The sequence below is a fragment of the Achromobacter sp. PD1 genome (assembly GCF_048541815.1).
Taxonomy (GTDB): domain Bacteria; phylum Pseudomonadota; class Gammaproteobacteria; order Burkholderiales; family Burkholderiaceae_B; genus Achromobacter; species Achromobacter bronchisepticus_A.
In genome coordinates this window covers 5,968,084-5,992,036 of the sequence record NZ_CP183349.1, presented here as the reverse complement: position 1 = coordinate 5,992,036, position 23,953 = coordinate 5,968,084, and the positions used below count along the sequence as shown (strand labels likewise).

Sequence of the window (23,953 nt, the reverse complement as noted above, 5' to 3'; positions counted from 1 at the left end):
TACCCGGGGCACGCGAAGGGCTGCATTGTAATGAAAAAAATGCCGGCCCTGCGGGGATGCCTTATTTGACGATGGTCAGGCGCGGACGTTTGGGTTCGTCGTCGTCTCCGCCGTCGTCGCCGGGGGCGGCGTCGGAGCCTTCGGGCGCGGCGGTGGCCGTCGCGCCCTGGGCGCCCGCTTCCGGCGGTTCGTAGGGCTGCACTTCGAAGCCCATGCCGGCGCCGGTTTCGCGCGCGTAGATGGCGCTGACGGCGCCCACGGGAACGTAGACGTTTTCGGTCACGCCGCTGAAGCGGGCCTGGAATTCGATGAATTCGTTGCCCAGCACCAGGCGGTTGGTGGCCAGCGTGCCCACGTTCAACGTGATCTGGCCGTCGCGCACATGGGCGACGGGCACCATGGTGTGCTCGTCGACCTGCACGGTGATGTAGGGCGTATAGCCGTTATCGGTGCACCATTCGTGCAGCGCGCGGATCAGGTACGGTTTGGTCGAAGTTTCACCCATCACGCAACAGCCTTAGCGACGCATCACTTTTTCCGAAGGCGTCAGCGCTTCGATGTAGGCCGGACGCGAGAAGATGCGTTCGGCGTACTTTTGCAGCGGAGCCGCGTTCTTGGGCAGTTCGATGCCGTAGTGGTCCAGGCGCCACAGCAGCGGAGCCACGGCCACGTCGAGCATGGAGAATTCCTCGCCCAGCATGTACTTGTTCTTCAGCAGCATGGGGGCCAGCTGGGCCAGGCGGTCGCGGATGTTCTGGCGGGCGTTGGCCAGCTTCTTTTCGTCGGGCTTGGCGCTGCGGTCTTCCAGCGTCGAGACGTGGACGAACAGTTCCTTCTCGAAGTTGTAGAGGAACAGGCGGGTGCGGGCGCGCATGACCGGGTCGGCGGGCATGAGCTGGGGATGCGGGAAGCGCTCGTCGATGTACTCGTTGATGATGTTCGACTCGTACAGGACCAGGTCGCGTTCGACCAGAATGGGCACTTGACCGTACGGGTTCATCACCGAGATGTCTTCGGGCTTGTTGTACAGGTCGATGTCGCGGATCTCGAAATCCATGCCTTTTTCGAACAACACGAAGCGGCAGCGTTGCGAAAACGGACACGTGGTTCCGGAATAGAGCACCATCATGGCGGTAAGTCCTTTATTGAAAAACGAAAGGCCAGCGCCTTAATCTAGCAGGCGCTGGCCCCAATTGCCAGGCGGGATAGGCGTACAGCCCTATCCGCTGATGCCGTCCCCATTTGCAATCGGGGACGGATAAGAACCTGGCGGGGCGTTGCGGTTAGCGCACGTGTTTCCAGTACGAGGCGTTGAGGCGCCAGGTAACCAGGAAGAACAGCAGCAGGAACAACATGACACCGACGCCGAGACGGACGCGGAATGTCTGGACGGGTTCGGCCATCCAGGACATGAACGCAGTCAGGTCGGCGACGTCGTTGTCGTATGTTGCGACTTGGGCCGGGTTAGCGGCCTTGAATTTGGCATCGAAGGTGGCATGGCCGTGGTAGTTGGCTACCGGTTCGGCCTTGACCGTGGAAAAACCCTGTGCATCGTACACCGTGGTGACGCGTTCCCAGGTTTTGGGGGCGCCTTCCTTGCCTTCGACCTCGTGCATGGCGACCGTCGTGAGTTCGCGCGGACCCTGCACTTCCCAGAGCGCGTGGGGCATGCCCACCGACGGGAAGACCAGGTTGTTCCAGCCCGTGGGACGCGCGGTGTCGCGGTAGAAGGTGCGCAGGTAGGTGTAGATGTAGTCGGCGCCCGAGGGGCCGGCGTTCACGGATTTGGCGCGCGCGATCACGGACAAGTCCGGGGGCGTCGTGCCGAACCACTGCTTGGCGTCCTTCGGGGTCATGGCGACGTTCATCATGTCGCCGACCTTTTCGCCGGTGAACAGCAGGCTTTCCTTGATCTGCTGGTCGGTCAGCCCGATGTCCTTGAGCTTGTTGTAGCGCATCGAGGACGCGCTATGGCAGTTCAGGCAGTAGTTGACGAACAGCTTGGCTCCGTTCTGCAGCGACGCCATGTCGTTGACGCGGTACGGGGCCTTGTCCAGGGGGTAGCCGCCTCCGGCGGCGAGGGTGGCGGTACACGTGAGCATCAAGGCCACGGCACCAATCAGCTTCTTGATCATGGTTAATCCGTTATCTGGTGGGCTCAGTGGGCGTGGAACGTGACGCGGTCGGGCACCTTCTTGAAAGTGCCCAGGCGGCTCCATACCGGCATCAGGAAGAAGAATGCCAGGTACAACAGCGTGCCGATCTGCGAGGTGACGTTCAACGGCGGACTGGGCGGCTGCGTACCGATGTAGCCGAGCACCAGGAAGTTGACCATGAAGATGCCGTAGATCCACTTGTGCCAGGTCGGGCGGTAGCGGATCGACTTGACCGGGGAATGGTCCAGCCACGGCAGGAAGAACAGGATGACGACCGTGCCGCCCATGGCGACCACGCCCCAGAACTTGGCGTCGATCACGCGCAGCAGCACGGCCACGACGATCAGGATGCCGGGGACGGCGATGCGCATGAAGCCCTTCAGGTTGCTCTTGACGAGCAGCGCGATGGCGCCCAGCACGGAAGCGCCCGCCAGCACCCAGGTGAACTCGTCGGTGGTGGCGCGCAGCATCGAGTAGAACGGCGTGAAGTACCAGACCGGCGCGATGTGCGGGGGCGTCTTCAGCGAGTCAGCGGGGATGAAGTTGTTGAACTCGAGGAAGTAGCCGCCCATTTCCGGCGCGAAGAACACGATGAACGCGAACACGAGCAGGAAGCCGGCGACGCCCATCAGGTCGTGCACCGAGTAGAACGGGTGGAACGGGATGCCGTCCTTCGGGCGGCCGTACTTGTCCTTCGGGCCCTGCTTGATCTCGATGCCGTCCGGGTTGTTCGAACCGACTTCGTGCAGCGCCACCAGGTGGGCCGCGACCAGGCCCACCAGCACCAGCGGGATGGCGATGACGTGGAAGGCAAAGAAGCGGTTCAGCGTGGCGTCCGACACGACGTAGTCGCCGCGGATCCAGATCGACAGCTCAGGACCGATGAAGGGAATGGCCGCGAACAGGTTCACGATCACCTGTGCGCCCCAGTAGGACATCTGGCCCCAGGGCAGCAGGTAGCCGAAGAAGGCTTCCGCCATCAGACAGAGGAAGATCGCGACGCCGAAGATCCACACGAGCTCGCGCGGCTTGCGGTAGGAACCGTAAAGCAGTCCGCGCAGCATGTGCAGGTACACGACGACGAAGAACATCGACGCGCCGGTGGAGTGCATGTAGCGCACCAGCCAGCCCCACGGGACTTCGCGCATGATGTATTCGACGGACTGGAACGCGCGTTCCGCGTCCGGCTTGTAGTGCATGACCAGGAAGATGCCGGTCACGATCTGCAGCACCAGCACCAGTAGGGCCAGTGAGCCAAAGAAGTACCAGAAGTTGAAGTTCTTCGGTGCGTAGTACTCGGACAGATGGGCTTTCCAGGTAGAGGTCACCGGGAAGCGCCGGTCCAGCCAGCCCAACAGGCCTGTCGTCTCGACGGTTTTCTCGCCAGCCATGTAACGGCTCCTTCTCTCACGTGGCGTAATGCGGATTTACTTACGTAATTCGGGAAAAAAGCGCGACGCGCGCGTCAGGCCTTGTTGTCTTCATCGACGCCCACGATGATGCGGGTGTCGGTGAGATATTGGTACGGCGGGACTTCGAGGTTGTCGGGAGCGGGCTTGTTCTTGTAGACACGGCCGGCCAGATCGAACGTGGAGCCGTGGCAAGGACAGAGGAAGCCGCCCTGCCAGTCGGCGCCCAGACTGCCGCCCTTTTCGAAGTGGGACGTGGGCGAGCAGCCGAGGTGGGTACAGATGCCGACGCAGACGAAGAGCTCGGGCTTGCGCGAGCGGCCTTCGTTTTCGGCGTATTTGGGCGTGAAGCCGGGGCGCTTGGAATCAGGATCGGCCAGCAGCGCGTCCTGGGTCTTGAGACCAGCGAGTTGTTCAGGCGACCGGTGGATGATCCAGACCGGTTTTCCGCGCCATTCAACCGTCTTCATGGTGCCGACGGGAATGTCGCCGACGTCCACTTCAACGGGAGCCCCGGCAGCGCGGGCCTTTTCGGAGGGAGAAAACGTGCTCACAAGCGGCACTGCCGTTGCGACACCTGCTACGCCACCCACAGCACAGGCGGTGGTAACCCAGAAACGTCGCGAAGGATCAGGTGGCAGGTTGGGATCAACCGCACCGTCATCATCGTGCACCAGCGTATCCTGACTCATCTTCCTATCCTTGTTGATGCGCCCGCTCTACGAGTAGCATCACTTCTGCGGCATCGGGTTCGCGGGAATTTGTAACAACATAGCAACCGCGTATTATAGCGCCAGCCCACTCACGGGCGTATCACGAAGGGAGTGCTTTTATGAGCAAAGCGACTGGTTTCGTCAAAGAATTCCGAGATTTCGCTGTCAAAGGCAACGCAGTGGACCTGGCGGTCGGTGTCATCATCGGCGCGGCGTTCGGCAAGATCGTCGATTCGCTGGTCAAGGACATCGTCATGCCGTTGGTCAACTTCATCCTCGGAGGCTCGGTCGATTTTTCGAACAAGTTCCTGGTTCTGTCGATGCCGGCCGGCTACAACGGCCCCATGACCTACGCCGACCTCACCAAGGCCGGCGCCAACGTATTTGCGTGGGGCAACTTCGTCACGATCATCATCAACTTCGTGTTGCTGGCCTTCGTGATCTTCTGGATGGTCAAGGCCATCTACAAGGCCCGCACCAAGGCCGAGGAAGCGCCGGCGCCCGCCGCGACGCCCGAAGACGTGGCGCTGCTGCGTGAAATCCGCGATCTGCTCAAGAAGCCCTGATCCGATGCTGCCGCCGGCCCGGGATCCGCATGGACGCGGATCCGGGCCGCGGCTGGCGGACGTTCCCGCCGGCGCATGCCGGCCCCCGCTGAACGATCCGCTGCCTGTTCCCTTCCCCTAGTCCCGTTCTGCTGCCATTTGCCGTTCGACGCGCCGTGCGAACATGGCGAAGCTTGCGCGCACGATGCTGGGCTTCAACAGGAAATCGTGCGATTCGGCGGCCAGCGCGTCATTCACCGGTTTCACCTCGCCATAGGCGGCGGCTGCCTGTAGTTGATTGCGGGCGGCGCGTTCGATCAGCACCGACAGGTACAGCGCTTCCTCGATGCACGAGCCCGCTGCCAGAAAGCCGTGGTTGGCCAGCAGGATGCTGCGCTTGCCGCCCAGCGCCGCCGAGATGATCTCGCCTTCCTGGTCGGCGATGGGCAGGCCGGGCCATTCCTTCAAATGGGCACAGTCGTTGTGGAACGGCGTCGCGTCCATGTGCGCGACCACCAGCGGCTGCCCCGTCATGGACAGCGTCGAGACATGGGGCGGGTGCGTGTGGATGATGCACTGCACGTCGGGACGCTGGCGATAGACCCAGAAGTGAAAGCGCACGGCGGGGTTGGGCGTGCCGGGGCCGTCGAGCACCTCCATGTTGTCGTTGATGCGGATGACCGAGGCCGGGATGATCTCGTCGAAGGCCTGGGCCAAGGGCGTCGTCAGGAACGTGCCGTCTTCCTTGCGCACGGTGATCTGGCCCGCCAGGGTTTCCGAATGGCCTTCGCTGGCGAGAATGCGGCAGCTCAGCGCCACCTTTTCTTCTTCGCTCCAGTTCCCGAAGTCGAGCTTGTTCGCGGAGCGCGCAAAGAAGGCGTCGGCATGGGCTTGTTTTTCCAGCATGGGGTCTCCTTGGGATAATGGCTCCATTACACGCCGGCCTCCGCCGCCCGCGATTGACCGATCACGAACGAGGGTTGACTCAATGCGACAGGAAGACCGGCGCCTTTCGGCCAGTGTTGGCCGACCCGACAGAGTGTTCCGAGCATGCCACGCGCCCGCCAGACAGTGAATCCATCCGCCCGGCCTGCCTGTTCCGAGGCGGATCTGAACTTTGCGCCGCAGTTCCGCCCTTTCTATGCGCAGGAGATCGCCGGCTACGAGCGCGAGCTGGACAAGCTGGTGCTGCCGGGCGAATTCAGGGCGCTGACCGAACCGCCCAGGCTGCTATTGCAGGCCTGCAGGCTGCGCGCGGGCGGGCTGGTGGTGAGCCTGGAGTCCACGCCGATCAGCGTGCACCACCGCGCGGAGCATGCGGCCGATCTGGAGCATGCGGAGTTCCTGGCGAGCTTTGTGATTGCGGGCCATGGCGTCATCGTGCAGAACGACGCGACGCTGCCGCTGGAACCCGGCGACATCATCTTCCGCACGACCGCCCTGCCATCGGAAATCCGGATGTACACCGATTCGCGCATCGTGGTGGTCAAGGGGCCGCTGTCGCGCCTGCTGGGCGCGCATAGCCTGGCGATGTCGCAGTTCACCGCGCAACGCGGCGTGGCGGTCCTGCCCATGGTGCAGACCGCCCATCGCTGCCTGCATCATGTGTTCTTCGACAAGGCGGAATCGAATCCGACGTCGTCGCTATTTGCCGAGCAGGCGCTGTTGGCGCTGCTGGCCTCGATCTACACCAGCCAGGCGTTGGAGAAGATACCGGGCGATGCGCGCGCGCCCGCCGACAACTGGCAGGTGCTGGCCAGCTATATCGATGCCCACATCACCGATCCGGAACTGTCGGTGCAGGCGGTGGCGGATGTGCTGCGCGTGACCACGCGCTGGGTGCACCGGCTGTTCAAGATGCGCTCGCTGCAATACACCAGCTATGTGCGTGAACGCCGCCTGCAGCTGGCCCGGGAGGCGCTGGAGGATCCGCGGCGCGCGCACGTCGAGGTCAAGGACATCGCGGCGTCTTGCGGCTTTCAGCACGCGAGCCATTTCATTCGCCGCTTTCATGAACGCTTCGGCATGTCGCCGGCCCTGTATCGCAAGACCGCCAGAAGCGGCAACGGCGGCGCCTAGCGCCGCGCCGCCTGCTCATGCCGTTCCTGCGCGTCAGCCCCGGCGCAGGTCCTGCGGGGTGGGCTTCATGAGAAACGCGGAGCTACCCGCCACGATGCCGAGGAAGGCCAGATAGACGCCGACGGGAAGAATGCTGTCGAACTTCTGCACCAGCGTGGCCGAGATCAGCGGCGCCAGCCCGCCGCCGATGGCGGCCGAGAACTGGACCCCGATGGACAATCCGGAATAGCGCAGCTCCGCGGGAAACTGCGCGCTGTAGAGGCTGGATTGCGGCGCGATCATGATCGCGTAGTTGAAGGCCATGGCGACGAAGACGGCAAGGCTGTACGCCATCAGCGAACCGCTGCCCACCGCGAGAAAGATCGGAATGGCCATGAGTCCAAGCAGCATGCCGCCCCAGCCACAGACGCGGCGCGCGCCGATGCGGTCGGCCAGCACGCCGAACAGCGGAATGGTGAACATCAGCACGCCAGCGCCGTAAAGCAAGGCATGCAGCGCGTCGGCGCGGCTGAAGCCGAGCTTGGACACCGCGTAGGAAACCGAGAACACCAGAAAGGTGTAGATCAGCGTGACCTCGGCAATCTTGCAGCCTATGCACAGCAGCAACGATTTGCCGTGCGCGCGCAGCAATTCGCCCAAGGGCATCTTGTCTTGCACGGACTGTCTGTTGCGCGCCTTCTCGCGCTTGACCTCTTCGAATTCAGGCGATTCGTCGATGCCGTGGCGGATGAACAGGCCGACGACGATCAGCACTGCGCTGGCCAGGAACGGCAGGCGCCAGCCCCAGGACAGGAAGTCCGCTTCCGGCAACCGCGTCACCAGCGCGAAGGAACCCACCGACAGCAGGATGCCCAGGGGCGCGCCCACCAGCGGCAGGCTGCCGAAGAACGCCTTCCATTTGGGCGGCGCGTGTTCTACCGCCATCAGCATGGCGCCGCCCATCTCGCCGCCGAACGACAGCCCCTGGCCGATGCGCAGCACCACCAGCAGCACCGCAGCCGAGATGCCGATCTGTTCATAGGTCGGCAACAGCCCGATGAGCACCGTGCAGATCCCCATCAGCAGCAGGCTGAGCGTCAGCATGGATTTGCGGCCGATGCGGTCGCCGAAATGGCCGAACAGGATGCCGCCGATGGGCCGCGCCAGCATGCCGCTGGCGAAGGCGCCGAAGGCTGCCAGCGTGCCGGTGACGGGGTCGAACTGCGGGAAGAAAATCTTGTTGAACACCAGCGCCGCGGCGGTGCCGTAGGCGAGGAAGTCGAAGGCTTCCACGGCGGTGCCGATGACTGTGGCAACGGCGACCCGGAACAGGTTCGGTTTCTTGTGTGATTGGGCAATAGGCTGCGCGGCCTGGATGGCGTCCATGTGGTTCCCTCTTGTCTTGTAGTAATGGTTCTTGTCGTTGTGCGCGGGACTCAGGGTCCTGGCGGCACGTACCCTGGCAACTGCTGGATGCGCTTGCGCCACGCCGCGATGGCGGGATAGGCGGCGATGTCGATGGCGGCTTCCTCGGCCAGCGCCAGGTAGCCGTAGCAGGCGATGTCGGCCACGGTCGGCGCTTCGCCGCCCGCCAGCCAGGCGTGGTCCGCAAGGCGCTTTTCCAGGCGCTGCAGCACGCGGTCGGTGCGGGCCTGCATGCCGGGCACGTCGAGCAAGGCCTCGCTCACGTCCAGGTGGTGCGCGGCCTCGGCGTCGCTGACCACGCGCGTCAGGCGCAGCGGCTGCAGGCTGTTGGCGATCTCGTTGGCGGACACCGATATCCAGGCATGCATGGCGCCGATGCGAGGCAGCGGCGCCAGCCATTCGGGGGCGTAGTGATGCGCCAGATGCAGCAGGATGGCGTGGCTGTCCCAGATGGCCGTGTCGCCATCGGTCAGCGCGGGGATCTGCTGGAAGGCGCTGACGCGCTCGAACTCCGCGGTCTGGTTCTTGCGGGCCAGCACGTCGACGAACCTGCTTTGGTAGTCCCGGCCGATGAGCGCGAGAAACAGGCGCACCTTGTAGCAGTTGCCGGAGCGCGGGTGGTCGTAGAGGGTCAGCATTCAATGGCTCCGTGTGTAGGAGGCCCGGCCGGAAAGGGCCGGCAGCGGGCGGCTGCATGGAATGCTAGGGCGCTGGACTGCGCGCGGAATTGACAGGGAGAGAACCGCGATTGACCAGATGCGACGCACAGGCGCCGCCTTGATCGCGCCCTCTGGTTTTCCCCTAGCCGAGTCCTGCGGATTCGGCACGGACGGCGCGCACGGTCGCGCTGGGCGCCGTGCAATGAAAACGCCCCCTTGCGGGGGCGATCTTGAGGAGGCGGAGCCGGTTATGCCGGGTTGTCGATGTCGACGAATTCGACCTTGATGCCGAAGCGTTCCGCGACCGCCTGGCCCAGCGCCTGCGCGCCGTAGCGCTCGGTGGCATGGTGGCCCGCGGCGATGAAGCCCACGCCGGTTTCGCGCGCCAGGTGCACGGTGGATTCGGAAACCTCGCCCGTGATGTAGGCGCTGGCGCCCGCGTCCGCCGCATCGCCCAGCATGCCTTGCGCGCCGCCCGTGCACCAGGCTACGCGCGCCAGGGGCATGTCCGGGTCGCCCACCACCAACGGCTGGCGGCCCAGGCGTTCGGCCACGCGCTCGCCCAACTGGCCCAGCGTTGCCACGCCCGTCGCCGTACCCAGCCAGACCAGGTTGTCTGGGCCACAGGTTTGCGGCGCGCCGTCATCGTGCAGCGCGGGCGTCAGGCCCAGCACACGCGCCAGCTGCGCGTTGTTGCCCAGCGTGGGATGCGCGTCCAGCGGCAGATGGTAGGCGTACAGGTTCAGGTCGTTTTTCAGGGCCAGGGCCATGCGCGCGCGGCGCGTGCCGATGACGCGGCGGTCTTCGTTGCGCCAGAGCCAGCCGTGGTGCACCAGCACCGCATCCGCGCCGCGTTCGACCGCCACGCGCAGCAGGGCTTCGCTGGCCGTGACTCCGGCGATAATGTGTGCGATTTCGGATCGGCCTTCCACCTGCAGCCCGTTGGGGCAATAGTCCTTGAAGCGCGCCGTTTGCAGGGTGTCGTCCAGCCAGTTGGCCAGGACTTGGGAGTCCACTTTACTCATAGCTAGTCCTATCAGAATCATGCGCCGATATTGGCTGATCTTTGCTCAGGCCGTCACGGTCTGCCTGGGTATTCTATTCGTCGTGACGACCTTGCGGCCCGACCTGCTGCGGCTGGCGGGGCCGGCGGCGGGACCTCAGTCCGCGGCGGCCGCCGCAAGACCGCCCGTTGCGCGCGCCCAGGCCACGGCGTCCTATGCGGACGGCGTGGCCCGCGCCGCGCCTTCCGTGGTCAACGTATACACCACCAAGCACGTTAACGTGCCGCTGATTCCGCTGCCCGATGATCCGGTGCTGCGCCAGTTCTTTGGCCAGGTGCCGGGCGTGACGCGGCGCCAGGCCTCGACCAGCCTGGGATCCGGCGTGATCGTGAACCAGGACGGCTACGTGCTGACCAACTACCACGTGGTGCAGGCCGCGGAAGCGATCGAGGTTGCGCTGTCCGACGGCCGCCGCGATACCGCGAAAGTGGTGGGCGCGGATCCGGACACCGATCTGGCCGTGCTGAAGCTGGCCACCTTGCGGTCCCTGCCCGCGGCCACGCTGGCGCCGGACCGGGGCTTGCGGGTGGGCGACGTGGTGCTGGCCATCGGCAATCCGTTCGGGGTGGGGCAGACCACCACGCTGGGCATCGTATCGGCGCTGGGCCGCAACGGGCTGGGACTGAACACCTACGAGAACTTCATCCAGACCGACGCGGCGATCAACCCCGGCAATTCCGGGGGCGCGCTGGTCGACGCCGCGGGCAATCTGGTGGGCATCAATACCGCCATCTATTCCGAATCGGGCGGGTCGATGGGCATAGGCTTTGCCACCCCCATCGAGATCGCGCGCAAGGTCATGGACGAGATCGTCAAGACCGGCGCGGTCAAGCGCGGTTGGCTGGGCGTGGAGCCGCAGGACGTAACGCCGGAGCTGGCGCGTGCGTTCGGGCTGGACCGCGATACCGCGGGCGTGATCATCGCCGGCGTGATGCGCGACGGGCCGGCGGCGCGCGGCGGCCTGCGGGTGGGGGACATCGTGCAGTCGGTCAACGGCAAGCGCATGATGGACACCGCCAGCCTGCTATCGGAGATCGCGCAGCTGCCGCCGGGCCAGAGCGCCAAGCTGGGCATATTGCGCAGCGGTAAGCCAGCCGAGCTGGCGGTGGTGGTGGGCACGCGCCCGGGCAAGCCGCGCTAGGACCGCGCCGGGTCCGCGGGTGGGGGTTCAGGTTGCGGCGGGGTCCTTGGCCATCAGGCGCACCGCCGACAAGATGGCTTTCTTGGTGCTTTCGGATTGATTGCGCAGCAGCGCCCAGATTTCCGTGCAATAGCCGTCCGGGCCGTCGTCCGGCGGGGACGCGCCGTTGTGCGGCGCATCCCCGCCCGGCCCCACGCCGTCGGTCAGCCACGGCACGCTGGTGTCCAGCGCCCGCGCCAGGCGCAGCAAGGTAGCGCGAGACGGCGAGTAGCAGTCTTCGCGCATGAGGATCCGATGGATGCACGATTGCGGCACGCCAGAAATGCGAGCCAGCTGGTTCTGGCTTTTGATGCCGCGCCAGCGCATCAGGGTGTGCAGTCTTTGGGCGAGTGACATGAGGGCAATGTAGAGTTGCCGTGAGCCGCCCACAAGGTGAAACGGTCCTGCTTTGTGGGCAGGACCGTCCGAAGGGATCAGTGGCGCTCTGTCAGCGAGTCCGAATCGGTCTCGCTTTCTGCTTCTGGTTTGGGCGTGACCAGCCGGGCGCAGATCAGCCCGACCTCATACAGCAGGCACAGAGGCACCGCCAGCATGAACTGGCTGACCACGTCGGGCGGCGTGACCACGGCGGCGATGATGAAGGCGCCCACCACCACGTAGCCGCGCGCGGCCTTCAACTTGGAGAGTTCGACCACGCCCATTTTCACCAGCAGCACCACGGCCACGGGCACTTCGAAGGTGATGCCGAAGGCCATGAACATCGTCATGACGAAGCTCAGGTAGGCCTCGATGTCCGGCGCTGGCGTGATGGACTGCGGCGCGAACGTGGCGATGAAGTGGAACACCGTGCGGAACACCACGAAATAGCAGAACGCCATGCCCGCGATGAACAGAAAGGTGCTGGAAACGATAAGCGGCAGCGCCAGGCGCTTCTCGTGCCGGTACAGGCCGGGCGCCACGAAGGCCCAGGCCTGGTACAGCACCACGGGCAGCGCCAGGATGAACGCGGCCATCATCGTGACCTTGACCGGCACCATGAACGGCGTGATGACGCCGGTGGCGATCATGCGCGTGCCTTCGGGCAGCGAAGCCAGCATGGGCTGGGCCAGCACGTCGTAGATGGCCGACGCGCCGGGGTAGATGAACAGCACGATGAATATGCCGATCACGGCGGCGGCGGCGCGCAGCAGGCGGGTGCGCAGCTCGACCAGGTGGGAGATGAAGGTCTCCTGCTGGCCTTCTTCTTGGGAGGCGTCCTGGGTCACGTCGGGGTTCCGGAGGGCGCGACGGGCTTGGCGGCGGGCGCGGCGTCGTCGGCCTTGGGTGCGCTGGGCGCGGGTTGTTGGGTCGCGGCGGGCGCGGGCGCAGCCACCGGCGGCAGATCCAGGTCCAGGTTCAGGCTGTGGTTCTGGCTGGGCGGCGGCGCGATGCTGCGTTCTGGTTCGGCAGGCGTTTCGCTGGCCACGGACGGTTCGGCCTTGATGTTGGCTTCGCGCGCGACCTCGTCGAGTTCAGCGCGGAACTGCTGGACGGGTTCCTGCAGCGAGGCCTGGGTTTCGTTCAGCGACTTCTGCACGCCCTGGGCGGCATCTTCCATTTCGCTCTTGAACTTGCGCAGTTCGTCGAGCTCGATTTCGCGCTGGATATCGGATTTCACGTCATTGACGTAACGCTGCGCGCGCCCGAGCAGGTGGCCGACGGTGCGGGCAACCTTGGGCAGGCGTTCGGGGCCGATGACGATCAGGGCGATGACGCCGATCACCATCAGTTCAGTGAAGCTGACATCAAACATTCGACGGCCGCTCGGGAGTGGATGCAATAAGGGCCGGCCTGTTCAGGACGGCCCGGGAGCCGAGCAGGCGCTCAGGAGTTGGATTTTTCCTTGGCCTGCACGTCGATGGTGTCGCCGGAGACGCGTTGCTGCGCGATCGGCTCGGCCGGCTTGTCGCCGCCGTTGGCGTCCTTCATGCCTTCCTTGAAGCCCTTGACCGCGCCGCCCAGGTCCGAACCGATGTTGCGCAGCTTCTTGGTGCCGAAAATCAGCGCCACGATGACCAGGACAACCAACCAATGCCAGATGCTGAAACTACCCATGATGTTTCTCCGAATTACGCGTTGGGGGCCACGCGCCCTTTCCAGGGTCGCGAGCCGCCGATGATGTGGAAATGCAGATGCGGGACTTCCTGGCCGCCTTCGACGCCAGAATTGATCATGATGCGAAATCCGCCATCAGGGCCCGGATTGCAACCGTTTTCAGCGGCTAACCGCGGCGCTAACGACATCATTCTACCCAACCATTCTGCGTCCTCCCCCTTAATATCCTGCATGGATGTGACATGACGTCGAGGGATCAGCAATAAATGTACCGGCGCGGCCGGATTAATGTCGTGGAACGCAACAAAGTCCTCGTCCTCGTAGATTTTCTTGGACGGGATGTCGCCAGCGGCGATCTTGCAGAAAATACAGTTGTCGCTCATTTTTCCGGGTTCCGTGTTCAGTCTTGCGGGCGGCTCGCCTTTTCCGCCAGGCCGGACAGGCCCTCGCGGCGAGCCAGTTCGGCCAGTACGTCTTCGGGCCGAAGCTTGAAATGTGTCAAGGCCACCAGGCAATGGAACCACAGGTCGGCGGTTTCGCTGACGATGCGGTCGGGCACGCCGTCCTTGGCGGCCATGACCAGTTCGGTGGCTTCTTCGCCGATCTTCTTGAGGAAGGCGTCGGGGCCTTTGGCCAGCAGCTTGGCGGAATAGGAGGCTTGGGGATCGCCGCCATTTTCGGGACGGCGGGTTTCCAGGGTATCGGCGATGCGCGCGAGGATTTCGGCGGCGCTTGCGGCTTGAGCGGTCATTTGTAGATCAGTTCGGGGTCTTTCAGCACGGGGTCCACCGTGATCCAGGAAGCCTGGTCGGTCTGGCCTTCCAGGCGGCGGTAGAAGCAGCTGGCGCGCCCGGTATGGCAGGCGATGCCGCCTTGCTGGTGGATCTTGAGCAGGATCACGTCGCCGTCGCAGTCCAGGCGCAGTTCGTGCACTTCCTGGGCATGGCCGGACTCTTCGCCCTTGCGCCACAGGCGCTGGCGGGAACGCGACCAGTAAACGGCGCGCCCGGTGGCGGCCGTTTCGGCGAGCGATTCGCGGTTCATCCAGGCCACCATCAGGATCTGGCCGTTTTCGGCGTCCTGCGCGATGGCGGGTATCAGGCCGTTTTCGTCGAAGACGACGTCGGCCATCCAGGCGGGTTCGTTGCTCATCTCATTCATCCGTTGTCCTCGCGCGGCGCCTTGCAGGCCGCCACTGGCGCGTGGGGACTCATCATCTTACGGCAATACCTTGTTGCACGCCTGAGAGGGGCTTCCCAAACTGATCCAGACTATCCCCAATTCAGGCCAGGCGAGCTGGGTTTTTCAATGCGTGCCAAGCAATCCGGCCTATGCAACTCGAGGCGCCACTCAAGCGAGGCCGCGTGGAGCCGGGCTCCGTCGGTCCGCTGCGGCGCCCCCCCTGGGGGGAAGCGCCGCAGGCGCTTCGGGGGGGCTACATCCGTACTGGGATGCCGAGGCCAGCCATGAAGCGCTTGCACTCGCCCACGGTGTGCTGGCCGAAGTGGAAGATGCTGGCGGCCAGGACCGCGCTGGCGCGGCCGGTGGTGACGCCATCGGCCAGATGCTGCAGATTGCCCACGCCGCCGGAGGCGATGACGGGCACGGGCACGGCGTCCGAGACGGCGCGCGTGAGTTCCAGGTCGAATCCGGACTTGGTGCCATCGCGGTCCATGCTGGTCAGCAGGATTTCACCCGCGCCGTAGGCGGCCATGCGGCGCGCCCAGGCCACGGCGTCCAGCCCGGTGGCCTTGCGGCCGCCATGGGTGAAGACTTCCCAGCGTGCGGGTTCGCCCTGGGCCGAGACGCGGCGCGCATCGATCGCCACCACCACGCATTGCGAGCCGTGGTAGTCCGAAGCGGCGCGGACCAGTTCCGGATTAGCCACGGCGGCGCTGTTGATGCTGATCTTGTCGGCGCCGGCATTCAGCAGGCGCTGGATGTCGGACACCTGGCGCACGCCGCCGCCCACGGTCAGCGGAATGAAGACCTGCGAGGCCACCTGCTCTATGATGGGCAGGATCAGGTCGCGGCCGTCGCTGGTGGCGGTGATGTCGAGGAAGGTGAGTTCGTCGGCGCCCTGCTCGTTGTAGCGGCGGGCGATCTCGACGGGGTCGCCCGCGTCGAGCAGGTTGACGAAGTTCACGCCCTTGACGACGCGGCCCGCGGTGACGTCAAGGCAGGGAATGATGCGGCGGGTCAGCGCGCTTTGCACGGGCGCGCCGGCCGCGGGGGTGCTGCTGGAGGTGGTCATTTTGCCAGTTCGTCGGCGCGTGCCTGCGCCGCTTGGAAGTCGAGCGTGCCTTCGTAGATGCTGCGGCCCAGGATGGCGCCTTCGACGCCGTCTTCCTCGACGGCGCAGAGGGCTTCGATGTCCTGAATGCCGGCGATGCCGCCCGATGCGTAGACCGGGATGCGCACGTGCTGGGCCAGGCGGACCGTGGCTTCGACGTTGACGCCGGACAGCATGCCGTCGCGGCCGATGTCGGTGTAGATGATGGCTTCGCAGCCGTAGTCCTCGAACTTCTTGGCCAGGTCGAGCACGTCGTGGCGGGTCAGCTTGCTCCAGCCGTCGGTGGCGATCTTGCCGTCGCGGGCATCCAGGCCGACGATGATCTGGCCCGGGAAGGCGCCGCAGGCGTCCTGCAGGAAGCCGGGGTTCTTGACCGCGGCCGTGCCGATGATCACGTAGGAAATGCCGGCGTCGAGGTAGCGTTCGATGGTGTCGAGGTCGCGGATGCCGCCGCCGATCTGCACGGGGATGTCGTCGCCGACAGCGTCCAGGATCGCCTTGATGGGGGCTTCGTTCTTGGGTTTGCCGGCGACGGCGCCGTTCAGGTCGACCAGATGCAGGCGGCGCGCGCCTTGGTCGAGCCAACGTGTGGCCATGGCGGCGGGGTCTTCAGAGAACACCGTTGCATCGTCCAGGTCTCCCTGGCGCAGGCGCACGCAGCGCCCGTCTTTGAGATCGATGGCGGGGATCAGCAGCATGGTGGGCAGCGAAAAAATATATGGGTTGAAAGGGCTGGCGGGCGTGGGCTCGGAGCCTACGGCTGCCAGTCTACAAAATTGCGATACAGGCGCAAACCGTGCTCGGCGCTCTTTTCGGGGTGAAACTGCACCGCGAAAATGTTAGCTGCCGCCACCGCGCAGGTAAAGGCAAGGCCATACTCGGTTTCACCAACAGTCAGGTCCGGATCTTCCGGGTCGGCGTAGTAACTATGGACGAAATAGAAGTGCGTTTCGTCCGGAATGCCGGCCCAGATAGGATGAGAGCGCGTCTGGCGCACTTTGTTCCATCCCATGTGCGGGACCTTGAGGCGCTCGGGGCGGGTGTCGGCCAGTCCGGCGGCGCCGGTGTCGGTCAGGCAGGCCGCGTCATCGCTGACGGGGTCGGCAAAGCTGGGGCCCGAGAAGCGGCGCACCACGCCGGGGAACAGCCCCAGGCAGGAGGTGCCGCCTTCCTCGCTGGAATCGAACAGCATCTGTTCGCCCACGCAGACGCCCAGCAGGGGCTTCTCGCGCGCGGCGCGCACGACGGCCTCGCGCAGGCCGGATTCGTTCAGGGTGCGCATGCAGTCCGCCATGGCGCCCTGGCCGGGAAACACGACGCGGTCGGCCGCGGCGATTTCCTGGGGTTGGCTGCAGATGCGGATGTCGGCATCGGGGGCGGCGTATTTCAGGGCGCGGGCGACGGAATGGAAATTGCCCATTCCGTAGTCGACGATGGCGATAGTGGTCACTTCTTTCTGCCTGCTGCGGGTGGATGGCGGAGGTGTTACAGCACGCCCTTGGTGGAGGGCACGACGTCGCCCATGCGGGGATCGACTTCCATGGCCATGCGCAGGGCGCGGCCACAGGCCTTGAAGACCGTTTCCGCCTGGTGGTGGGCATTGACGCCACGCAGGTTGTCGATGTGCAGCGTGATCAGGGCGTGGTTGACCAGGCCCTGGAAGAATTCGCGCGTCAGGTCCACGTCGAAGTCGCCGATGCGGGCGCGCGTGAAGGGGATGTGGTATTCCAGGCCCGGGCGGCCGGAGAAGTCCACCACCACGCGCGACAGCGCTTCGTCCAGCGGCACGTAGGCGTGGCCGTAGCGGCGCAGGCCGGCCTTGGTGCCGACCGCCTTGGCAATGGCCATGCCCAGCGTGATGCCCACGTCTTCAACCGTATGGTGCGCGTCGATGTGCAGGTCGCCTTCCGCCTTGATGTCGAGGTCGATCAGGCCGTGGCGCGCGATCTGGTCCAGCATGTGGTCCAGGAACGGCACGCCGGTGTCGATCGTCTGCTTGCCGGTGCCGTCGATATTGACGGCCACGCGGATGCGGGTTTCGTTGGTGTTGCGGGTGATCTCAGCGGTACGCATGTTAAGCACTCAAAATCTCTTGCAGGGCGGATAGCAAGGCGGCGTTTTCGGCCGGGGCGCCCACCGAGATGCGCAGGCAGTCGGCCAGCAGCGGATGGGCGTTGGAGAAGTTGCGAATCAATATTTTGCGCGTTTTCAGGGCAAGATGCACGGCGTTGCCGTCCAGCTTGCCGGAAAAGCGGGCAAGAACGAAGTTGCCGGCGGAAGGGAATACCCGCACCCCGGGTAACTGGGCCAGGGCGGCGGCCAGCGGTTCGCGGTCCGCGCGCAGGCGGGCGGCCTGTTCGTCCAGCACCGGCTTGTGGCGCAGCACGGCCGACAGCGTGGCCTGGGTCAGCACGTCCAGGTTGTAGGGCGGGCGGACCTTGTTCAGTTCCGCGATCCAGGCCGGATGGCCGGCCAGGTAGCCGAAGCGCAAGCCGGCCAGGCCGATCTTGGACACCGTGCGCATGACGACCACATTGGGCGCGTCCAGCACCTGCGGCATCCAGGTACGGTCGGCGAAGGGCTGGTAGGCCTCGTCCAGCACCACCAGGCCGGGCGCGGCGGCGATGATGGCCGCTACGTCCTCATCGGACCAGAGGCCGCCGGTGGGGTTGTTGGGCACGGCCAGGAACACCACCTTGGGCTGGTGTTCCTGAATGGCGGCCAGCATGGCCGGCAAGTCCAGGGTCAGGTCGGCGGTCAGCGGCACGCCGACGAAGCGGGCGTGGTCGAAGCGCGCGGCCATGTCGAAATAGACAAACGACGGCCAGGGCGACAGCACCGCGTCGCCCGGGTTGCAGCAGGCCTGCACCACAATGTGGATGAGTTCGTCCGAGCCGTTGCCGAACAGCACGTCCGCCGCATCCGGCACGCCGAAGGCCGTTTTCACGGCCGCTTGCAGCGCCGACAGGTCGGCCGCCGGGTAACGGTTGAGCGGCGTGTCGCGCACGGCGCGGGCGATGTCCTCGCGAACCGCCTCGGGCAGTTCGTAGGGACATTCCATGGCGTCGAGCTTGATGCAGCCCTCGGCGTGGGCCACGGGATAGGCGGCCAGTTCGCGGATGTCCGCCCGGACGGTGCCGGCGATGCGGCCCGGCACGCTCATGGCTGGTCGATCCGGTATTGGGCGCTGGCGGCATGCGCCTGCAGGCCCTCGCCCAGCGCCAGTTCGGCGGCGATGCGGCCCAGTTTCTGGGCGCCCTGGTGCGAAACCTGGATCAGGCTGGAGCGCTTCTGGAAGTCATAGACGCCCAGCGGCGAGGAAAAGCGCGCCGTGCGCGAGGTCGGCAGCACGTGGTTGGGGCCGGCGCAGTAGTCGCCCAGCGATTCGGAGCTGAAGCGGCCCATGAAGATGGCGCCGGCGTGGCGGATCTGCGCGGTCCATTTTTCGGGCTGCTCGGTGGAGATCTCGAGATGCTCGGGCGCGATGTCGTTGGCGATCCGGCAGGCTTCTTCGAGATCTTGGACCAGGATCAGCGCGCCGCGGTTGGCCAGGCTGACGCGCAGGATGTCGGCGCGCGGCATGGTGGGCAGCAGGCGCTCGATCGAGGCCTGCACTTCTTCGATGAAGGCGGCGTCGGGGCACAGCAGGATGGACTGCGCGAGCTCGTCGTGCTCGGCCTGCGAGAACAGGTCCATGGCGATCCAGTCGGCGGGCGTCTTGCCGTCGCAGATGACCAGGATTTCGCTGGGGCCGGCGATCATGTCGATGCCGACCACGCCGAACACGCGGCGCTTGGCGGCGGCGACGTAGGCGTTGCCCGGGCCGACGATCTTGTCCACGGCCGGCACGGTGGCGGTGCCGTAGGCCAGCGCGCCCACGGCCTGCGCGCCGCCGATGGCGAAGACGCGGTCCACGCCGGCGATGGCCGCGGCGGCCAGCACGATGGGATTGCGCACGCCGTCCGGCGTGGGCGTGACCATGACCAGTTCCTGCACGCCCGCGACCTTGGCCGGGATGGCGTTCATCAGCACCGAGGACGGATAGGCGGCCTTGCCACCGGGCACGTACAGGCCCACGCGGTCCAGCGGGGTGACCTGCTGGCCCAGCATGGTGCCGTCGGCGTCGGTATAGGTCCAGGTCTCGGCGCGCTGGCGTTCGTGGTAGCTGCGCACACGGTCGGCGGCGGCTTCCAGCGCGTTGCGCTGGGCCGCGGGCAGCGCGGCCAGGGCCGCATGCCAGTCCGCCTTGGGGATCTCCAGCGTCTGGGCCGATGCGCCGGGCATGCGGTCAAAGCGCTGCGTGTATTCCACCAGCGCGGCGTCGCCGCGGGCGCGCACGTCGGCCAGGATGCCGGCCGCGGCGCGGTCGATGGATTCGTCCTCGGTGGCTTCGAAGGCCAGCAGCGTGGACAGGGCGGATTTGAATCCGGGATCGCGGGAGTCGAGACGATTGATCAGGGCCATGGCGTCATGGAGCAAGCAGGTAACGGCCGCCGCGGCGTCGCGGCGGGCGAGGGTCAGGCGTTGCGGGCAGCGGCTCTTTCGAAGGCGTCCAGCAGCGGTTGCAGGCGGGCGCCGCGGGTCTTCAGCGCGGCCTGGTTGACAATCAGGCGCGAGGAAATCGGCATGATGTCTTCCACCGCGACCAGGTCGTTGGCGCGCAGGGTGCCGCCGGTGGACACCAGGTCCACGATGCAGTCGGCCAGGCCCACCAGCGGCGCCAGTTCCATCGAACCATACAGCTTGATGATGTCTACGTACACACCCTTGGCCGCGAAGTGTTCACGGGCTGACTGCACGTACTTGGTGGCCACGCGCAGGCGCGCGCCCTGGTGGACCGCGCCTTCGTAGTCGAAGCCCTTGCGCACGGCCACGGCCAGGCGGCACTTGGCGATGTTCAGGTCGATCGGCTGGTACAGGCCGCCGGGCTGTTCCTTGGCGTGCTCGATGAGCACGTCCTTGCCCGCGATGCCGAGGTCGGCCGCGCCGTACTGCACGTAGGTGGGCACGTCCGAGGCGCGCACGATGATCAGGCGCAGGCCGGGATCGCTGGTGGGCAGGATCAGCTTGCGCGAACTTTCGGGATTCTCGGGGACTTCGATGCCGGCCTCGGCCAGCAGCGGCATGGTCTCTTCGAAGATGCGCCCTTTGGACAGTGCCAGGGTCAGGGGGGCGACGGTGGTGGGGGCATCGTTCATGCCTGTTCCTTGCCGGTAACGCGTTGGATGTTCGCGCCGAGCGCGCGCAGTTTGACTTCCATCTGGTCGTAGCCGCGATCCAGGTGGTAGATGCGGTCGACCAGGGTTTCGCCTTCGGCCGCCAGGCCGGCGATGACCAGGCTGGCCGAGGCGCGCAGGTCGGTGGCCATGACGGTGGCGCCAGACAGGCGCGGCACGCCGCGCACGACGGCGGTGTGGCCGTCGATGTCGATGTCCGCGCCCATGCGGCGCAGTTCCTGCACGTGCATGTAGCGGTTTTCGAAGATGGTCTCGACGACGACCGAGGTGCCTTCGGCCACGGCGTTCAACGCCATGACCTGAGCCTGCATGTCGGTGGCGAAGCCGGGATATTCCAGCGTGCGAAAGCCCACGGCGCGGGGGCGCGAGGACATGGCGCAGCGGATCCAGTCGGGGCCGGTCTCGATGGTGAGGCCGGCCTCGGTCAGCTTGCCCAGAGTGGCGCCGAGGATGTCCGCGTCGGTATTGCGCAGGACGATGTCGCCGCCCGCAGCGCCCACCGCGCACAGGAAGGTGCCGGCCTCGATGCGGTCGGAGATGACGCGGTGTTCGGCGCCGTGCAGGCGCTCCACGCCGTCGATCACGATGCGGCTGGTGCCGTGGCCCTGGATGCGCGCGCCCATCTTGATGAGCAGTTCCGCCAGGTCCACCACTTCGGGTTCGCAGGCGGCGTTTTCCAGCACGGTCCGGCCTTCGGCCAGCACGGCGGCCATCAGCAGGTTCTCGGTGCCGGTGACGGTGACCATGTCGGTGCGCACCGAGGCGCCCTTCAGGCGTTTGGCGCGCGCCACCACGAAGCCGTGTTCGATGCTGATTTCGGCGCCCAGCGCGGCCAGGCCCTTGATGTGCTGGTCCACCGGACGCTGGCCGATGCTGCAGCCGCCGGGCAGGCTGACGCGGGCTTCGCCGAAGCGCGCCAACAGCGGGCCCAGCACCAGGATGGAGGCCCGCATGGTTTTGACCAGGTCGTAGGGAGCTTCCAGCTTGTCGACCTGGTTGGCCTGCAGCGTGACCGTGCCGTCCGCGTCACGCTCGGCGCGCACGCCCATGCGGCCCAGCAGGCGCAGCATGGTGGCGGTGTCGTTGAGGTGCGGCACGTTGCTGAGGGTCAGCGCGTCGGCGGTCAGCAGGCCCGCGCACAGGATGGGCAAGGCCGAGTTCTTGGCGCCGGAGATGGAGATTTCGCCATGCAGGCGCGAACCCCCGGTGATGCGTAGCTTGTCCATTACTTGCCTGCTTGCTGGTATTCGGCGGGGGTCAGGGTGCGCATGGACAGCGCATGGATCTCGGCCTTCATGCGGTCGCCGAGCGCGGCATAGACCAGTTGATGGCGCTGGATCAGGCGCTTGCCTTCGAAGGCGGCGCTGACGATGACCGCGTCGAAATGCGAGCCGTCGCCTTGCACGTCGAGATGTTCACAGGGCAGGCCGTCCGCGATGTATTGGCGGACTTGCGCGGGAGTGGGAAGCATGGACGTCAGTTCCTGAGTTTGTAGCCGCTGGCCAGTAGCCGCAGCGCATAGAGCGATAGCGCGAGGAACACCCCCGTCACCACCGCCAGGCTGCGCCAGGGGGAGACGTCCGACACCGAGAAGAATCCGTAGCGGAAGCCGTCGATGGTGTAGAAGATGGGGTTCCAGTGGGACACGCCCTGCCAGAAGGCGGGGAGCGTGTGGATGGAATAGAACACGCCGGACAGGAATGTGGCCGGCATGATGAGGAAGTTCTGGAAGGCCGCGAGCTGGTCGAATTTCTCGGACCAGAGGCCCGCGATCAGGCCCAGCACGCCCATGATGCCGCAGGCCAGCACGGCGAAGACGGCCAGCCACAGCGGGTGGGCGGGGACCAGCGAGACAAAGAACAGCGCCACCACCCACACGCACAGCCCGACCGCGAGGCCGCGCACGATGGCCGCCAGCACGTAGGCGGCGAAGATGTCGCGGTGCGACAGCGGCGGCAGCAGCATGAAGACCAGGTTGCCGGTGATGCGGCTCTGGATCAGCGATGACGAGGGATTGGCGAAGGCGTTCTGCAGCATGCTCATCATCATGAGCCCGGGGATCAGGAACGCCGTGTAGGGCACGCTGCCGTACACCATGACGCGCCCTTCCAGCACGTGGGCGAACACCAGCAGGTATAGCAGCGCGGTGATGACGGGCGCGGCGATGGTCTGGAAGCTGACCTTCCAGAAGCGCAGCAATTCCTTGCGCAGCAAGGTCGGGAAGCCGGAGCCCGCATCCAGGCGGGGCTGCACCAGCGGCTGGCTGGCGGTCGCGGCGGGCTGGGTCATGACGAGATCTCTTCGGGTTGCAGGGCGGTCGCGGGTTGCTCGTCGCCTTCGTGCATGATGCGCACGAAAGCGTCTTCCAGGTCGACCCCGCCGACCCGGGCCATCAGGGCCTGGGTGGTGTCCAGCGCCACGATGCGGCCGCGCTTGAGCATGGCGATGCGGCCGCACAGGGCTTCCGCTTCTTCCAGGTAGTGGGTGGTCAGCATGATGGTGTGGCCGGCCCTGTTCAGGCGCGAAATGAATTCCCACAGCGTGCGCCGCAGGTCCACGTCCACGCCGGCGGTGGGTTCGTCCAGCACGATCACGGGCGGACGGTGCACCAGCGCCTGGGCCACCAGCACGCGGCGCTTCATGCCGCCGGACAGCGCCCGCATATTGGAGTTGGCCTTGTCGGCCAGCCCCAGGTTGAACAGGATTTCGTCGATCCAGTCGTCGTTCTTGCGCAGGCCGAAATAGCCGGATTGGATGCGCAGGGTCTCGCGCACCGTGAAGAACGGGTCGTAGACCAGTTCTTGCGGCACCACGCCCAACGCCCGCCGCGCCGACTTGTAGTCGGCCACGACGTCGTATCCACAGACCGTGGCGCGGCCCGAACTGGCGTGCGCCAGACCGGCGAGGATCGAGATCAGCGTGGTCTTGCCGGCGCCATTGGGCCCGAGCAGGCCGAAGAACTCGCCGTGCTCGATGTTCAGGCTGACATTGTCCAGCGCCTGGAAGCCGGCGGCGGGCGTGCGCCCGAGCAGCTTCTGCCAGCCGCGCTGGCGCGGGGTATAGACCTTGGAGACGTTTTCTAGACTGACGGCGGACATGACGGCGGGAAATGGCCCGGAAAGAGCGAATTGATCATTATATAAGCGCGCCGCCGCTGCC

At 65.8% G+C, this 23,953-nt stretch carries 30 protein-coding genes; 3 read left to right on the top strand and 27 right to left on the bottom strand.

Going from position 1 to position 23,953, the window contains the following annotated elements; all coding sequences use genetic code 11:
• Nucleotides 1–61: 61 nt before the first annotated feature.
• The 5 genes from ACM1PE_RS28195 to petA form a co-directional block, all read right to left on the bottom strand.
• Nucleotides 62–505, bottom strand: a complete 444-nt coding sequence (locus ACM1PE_RS28195; protein WP_419341713.1) for a ClpXP protease specificity-enhancing factor — start codon at nt 503–505, stop codon at nt 62–64.
• A 12-nt stretch (nt 506–517) separates the two neighbouring features.
• The gene (locus tag ACM1PE_RS28190) at nt 518–1,129 is read right to left on the bottom strand and encodes a glutathione S-transferase N-terminal domain-containing protein (RefSeq protein WP_006388039.1); all 612 of its coding nucleotides are present in this window, start codon (nt 1,127–1,129) and stop codon (nt 518–520) included.
• 154 nt (nt 1,130–1,283) lie between these two features.
• On the bottom strand, nt 1,284–2,135 hold the full coding sequence (locus ACM1PE_RS28185) for a cytochrome c1 (protein ID WP_059376756.1): 852 nt from the start codon (nt 2,133–2,135) through the stop codon (nt 1,284–1,286).
• 23 nt (nt 2,136–2,158) lie between these two features.
• Nucleotides 2,159–3,547 carry a cytochrome b gene (locus ACM1PE_RS28180; protein WP_059376757.1) on the bottom strand — a complete coding sequence of 463 codons (1,389 nt, stop codon included), beginning with the start codon at nt 3,545–3,547 and terminating at the stop codon, nt 2,159–2,161.
• A 74-nt stretch (nt 3,548–3,621) separates the two neighbouring features.
• Complete coding sequence (gene petA, locus ACM1PE_RS28175) at nt 3,622–4,257, bottom strand: ubiquinol-cytochrome c reductase iron-sulfur subunit (RefSeq protein ID WP_054455534.1); 636 nt, start codon at nt 4,255–4,257, stop codon at nt 3,622–3,624.
• A gap of 140 nt (nt 4,258–4,397) precedes the next feature.
• Here petA and mscL point away from each other — a divergent pair, with 140 nt between their 5' ends.
• On the top strand, nt 4,398–4,844 hold the full coding sequence (gene mscL, locus ACM1PE_RS28170; protein ID WP_042795720.1) for a large conductance mechanosensitive channel protein MscL: 447 nt from the start codon (nt 4,398–4,400) through the stop codon (nt 4,842–4,844).
• 117 nt (nt 4,845–4,961) lie between these two features.
• Here the strand turns inward: mscL and ACM1PE_RS28165 are convergent, their stop codons facing one another.
• A complete protein-coding gene (locus ACM1PE_RS28165) occupies nt 4,962–5,729 on the bottom strand; it encodes an aldolase (RefSeq protein WP_118933479.1) in 768 nt (255 codons plus the stop codon).
• 144 nt (nt 5,730–5,873) lie between these two features.
• Here ACM1PE_RS28165 and ACM1PE_RS28160 point away from each other — a divergent pair, with 144 nt between their 5' ends.
• Nucleotides 5,874–6,902 carry an AraC family transcriptional regulator gene (locus tag ACM1PE_RS28160; protein WP_059376761.1) on the top strand — a complete coding sequence of 343 codons (1,029 nt, stop codon included), beginning with the start codon at nt 5,874–5,876 and terminating at the stop codon, nt 6,900–6,902.
• A 33-nt stretch (nt 6,903–6,935) separates the two neighbouring features.
• Here the strand turns inward: ACM1PE_RS28160 and ACM1PE_RS28155 are convergent, their stop codons facing one another.
• The 3 genes from ACM1PE_RS28155 to ACM1PE_RS28145 all read right to left on the bottom strand — a co-directional run bounded on the left by ACM1PE_RS28155 (nt 6,936) and on the right by ACM1PE_RS28145 (nt 9,990).
• Entirely contained in the window at nt 6,936–8,267 is a 1,332-nt protein-coding gene (locus ACM1PE_RS28155) for an MFS transporter (protein WP_059376763.1), read from the bottom strand.
• Between the two features lie 50 nt (nt 8,268–8,317).
• A complete protein-coding gene (locus ACM1PE_RS28150) occupies nt 8,318–8,944 on the bottom strand; it encodes a glutathione S-transferase family protein (RefSeq protein ID WP_419341706.1) in 627 nt (208 codons plus the stop codon).
• Between the two features lie 269 nt (nt 8,945–9,213).
• Entirely contained in the window at nt 9,214–9,990 is a 777-nt protein-coding gene (locus ACM1PE_RS28145; protein WP_419341703.1) for a Nif3-like dinuclear metal center hexameric protein, read from the bottom strand.
• 19 nt (nt 9,991–10,009) lie between these two features.
• Here ACM1PE_RS28145 and ACM1PE_RS28140 point away from each other — a divergent pair, with 19 nt between their 5' ends.
• Nucleotides 10,010–11,170, top strand: a complete 1,161-nt coding sequence (locus tag ACM1PE_RS28140) for a trypsin-like peptidase domain-containing protein (protein WP_059376772.1) — start codon at nt 10,010–10,012, stop codon at nt 11,168–11,170.
• Between the two features lie 27 nt (nt 11,171–11,197).
• Here the strand turns inward: ACM1PE_RS28140 and ACM1PE_RS28135 are convergent, their stop codons facing one another.
• From ACM1PE_RS28135 to ACM1PE_RS28050, 18 genes are all read right to left on the bottom strand, one after another.
• Nucleotides 11,198–11,566, bottom strand: a complete 369-nt coding sequence (locus tag ACM1PE_RS28135) for a helix-turn-helix domain-containing protein (protein WP_059376775.1) — start codon at nt 11,564–11,566, stop codon at nt 11,198–11,200.
• Nucleotides 11,567–11,643: 77 nt separating this feature from the next.
• Entirely contained in the window at nt 11,644–12,435 is a 792-nt protein-coding gene (gene tatC / locus ACM1PE_RS28130; RefSeq protein WP_251878507.1) for a twin-arginine translocase subunit TatC, read from the bottom strand.
• Nucleotides 12,432–12,962 carry a Sec-independent protein translocase protein TatB gene (gene tatB / locus ACM1PE_RS28125; protein ID WP_059376782.1) on the bottom strand — a complete coding sequence of 177 codons (531 nt, stop codon included), beginning with the start codon at nt 12,960–12,962 and terminating at the stop codon, nt 12,432–12,434. Before tatB ends, tatC begins: the two co-directional genes overlap by 4 nt.
• 71 nt (nt 12,963–13,033) lie before the next feature.
• Complete coding sequence (gene tatA, locus ACM1PE_RS28120) at nt 13,034–13,264, bottom strand: Sec-independent protein translocase subunit TatA (RefSeq protein ID WP_054455514.1); 231 nt, start codon at nt 13,262–13,264, stop codon at nt 13,034–13,036.
• 14 nt (nt 13,265–13,278) lie between these two features.
• Complete coding sequence (locus ACM1PE_RS28115) at nt 13,279–13,647, bottom strand: histidine triad nucleotide-binding protein (RefSeq protein WP_054455512.1); 369 nt, start codon at nt 13,645–13,647, stop codon at nt 13,279–13,281.
• 17 nt (nt 13,648–13,664) lie between these two features.
• The gene (locus ACM1PE_RS28110) at nt 13,665–14,015 is read right to left on the bottom strand and encodes a phosphoribosyl-ATP diphosphatase (protein WP_013390944.1); all 351 of its coding nucleotides are present in this window, start codon (nt 14,013–14,015) and stop codon (nt 13,665–13,667) included.
• Nucleotides 14,012–14,416 (bottom strand): phosphoribosyl-AMP cyclohydrolase, encoded by a 405-nt coding sequence (hisI, locus tag ACM1PE_RS28105; RefSeq protein WP_054455509.1) that lies wholly within the window; start codon nt 14,414–14,416, stop codon nt 14,012–14,014. Before hisI ends, ACM1PE_RS28110 begins: the two co-directional genes overlap by 4 nt.
• A gap of 283 nt (nt 14,417–14,699) precedes the next feature.
• Nucleotides 14,700–15,518, bottom strand: a complete 819-nt coding sequence (gene hisF / locus ACM1PE_RS28100; RefSeq protein ID WP_059376785.1) for an imidazole glycerol phosphate synthase subunit HisF — start codon at nt 15,516–15,518, stop codon at nt 14,700–14,702.
• Complete coding sequence (hisA, locus tag ACM1PE_RS28095; protein ID WP_054455505.1) at nt 15,515–16,255, bottom strand: 1-(5-phosphoribosyl)-5-[(5-phosphoribosylamino)methylideneamino]imidazole-4-carboxamide isomerase; 741 nt, start codon at nt 16,253–16,255, stop codon at nt 15,515–15,517. Before hisA ends, hisF begins: the two co-directional genes overlap by 4 nt.
• A 56-nt stretch (nt 16,256–16,311) precedes the next feature.
• Nucleotides 16,312–17,007, bottom strand: a complete 696-nt coding sequence (gene hisH, locus ACM1PE_RS28090; protein WP_118933482.1) for an imidazole glycerol phosphate synthase subunit HisH — start codon at nt 17,005–17,007, stop codon at nt 16,312–16,314.
• Nucleotides 17,008–17,042: 35 nt separating this feature from the next.
• Nucleotides 17,043–17,630 carry an imidazoleglycerol-phosphate dehydratase HisB gene (gene hisB / locus ACM1PE_RS28085; protein WP_013390948.1) on the bottom strand — a complete coding sequence of 196 codons (588 nt, stop codon included), beginning with the start codon at nt 17,628–17,630 and terminating at the stop codon, nt 17,043–17,045.
• A 1-nt stretch (nt 17,631) separates the two neighbouring features.
• Nucleotides 17,632–18,720 carry a histidinol-phosphate transaminase gene (gene hisC, locus ACM1PE_RS28080; RefSeq protein ID WP_280014494.1) on the bottom strand — a complete coding sequence of 363 codons (1,089 nt, stop codon included), beginning with the start codon at nt 18,718–18,720 and terminating at the stop codon, nt 17,632–17,634.
• A complete protein-coding gene (hisD, locus tag ACM1PE_RS28075) occupies nt 18,717–20,021 on the bottom strand; it encodes a histidinol dehydrogenase (protein ID WP_059376795.1) in 1,305 nt (434 codons plus the stop codon). The genes hisC and hisD overlap by 4 nt, the downstream gene beginning before the upstream one ends.
• 53 nt (nt 20,022–20,074) lie before the next feature.
• Nucleotides 20,075–20,755 carry an ATP phosphoribosyltransferase gene (gene hisG / locus ACM1PE_RS28070; RefSeq protein ID WP_059376797.1) on the bottom strand — a complete coding sequence of 227 codons (681 nt, stop codon included), beginning with the start codon at nt 20,753–20,755 and terminating at the stop codon, nt 20,075–20,077.
• Nucleotides 20,752–22,020 (bottom strand): UDP-N-acetylglucosamine 1-carboxyvinyltransferase, encoded by a 1,269-nt coding sequence (gene murA, locus ACM1PE_RS28065; protein WP_059376799.1) that lies wholly within the window; start codon nt 22,018–22,020, stop codon nt 20,752–20,754. Before murA ends, hisG begins: the two co-directional genes overlap by 4 nt.
• Nucleotides 22,020–22,265, bottom strand: a complete 246-nt coding sequence (locus ACM1PE_RS28060) for a BolA family protein (RefSeq protein WP_059376809.1) — start codon at nt 22,263–22,265, stop codon at nt 22,020–22,022. Before ACM1PE_RS28060 ends, murA begins: the two co-directional genes overlap by 1 nt.
• A 5-nt stretch (nt 22,266–22,270) precedes the next feature.
• Nucleotides 22,271–23,083, bottom strand: a complete 813-nt coding sequence (locus tag ACM1PE_RS28055) for an ABC transporter permease (RefSeq protein ID WP_118933486.1) — start codon at nt 23,081–23,083, stop codon at nt 22,271–22,273.
• Nucleotides 23,080–23,892: an ABC transporter ATP-binding protein gene (locus tag ACM1PE_RS28050; RefSeq protein WP_419341696.1), complete on the bottom strand. Its 813-nt coding sequence runs from the start codon at nt 23,890–23,892 to the stop codon at nt 23,080–23,082. Before ACM1PE_RS28050 ends, ACM1PE_RS28055 begins: the two co-directional genes overlap by 4 nt.
• Nucleotides 23,893–23,953 lie beyond the last annotated feature (61 nt).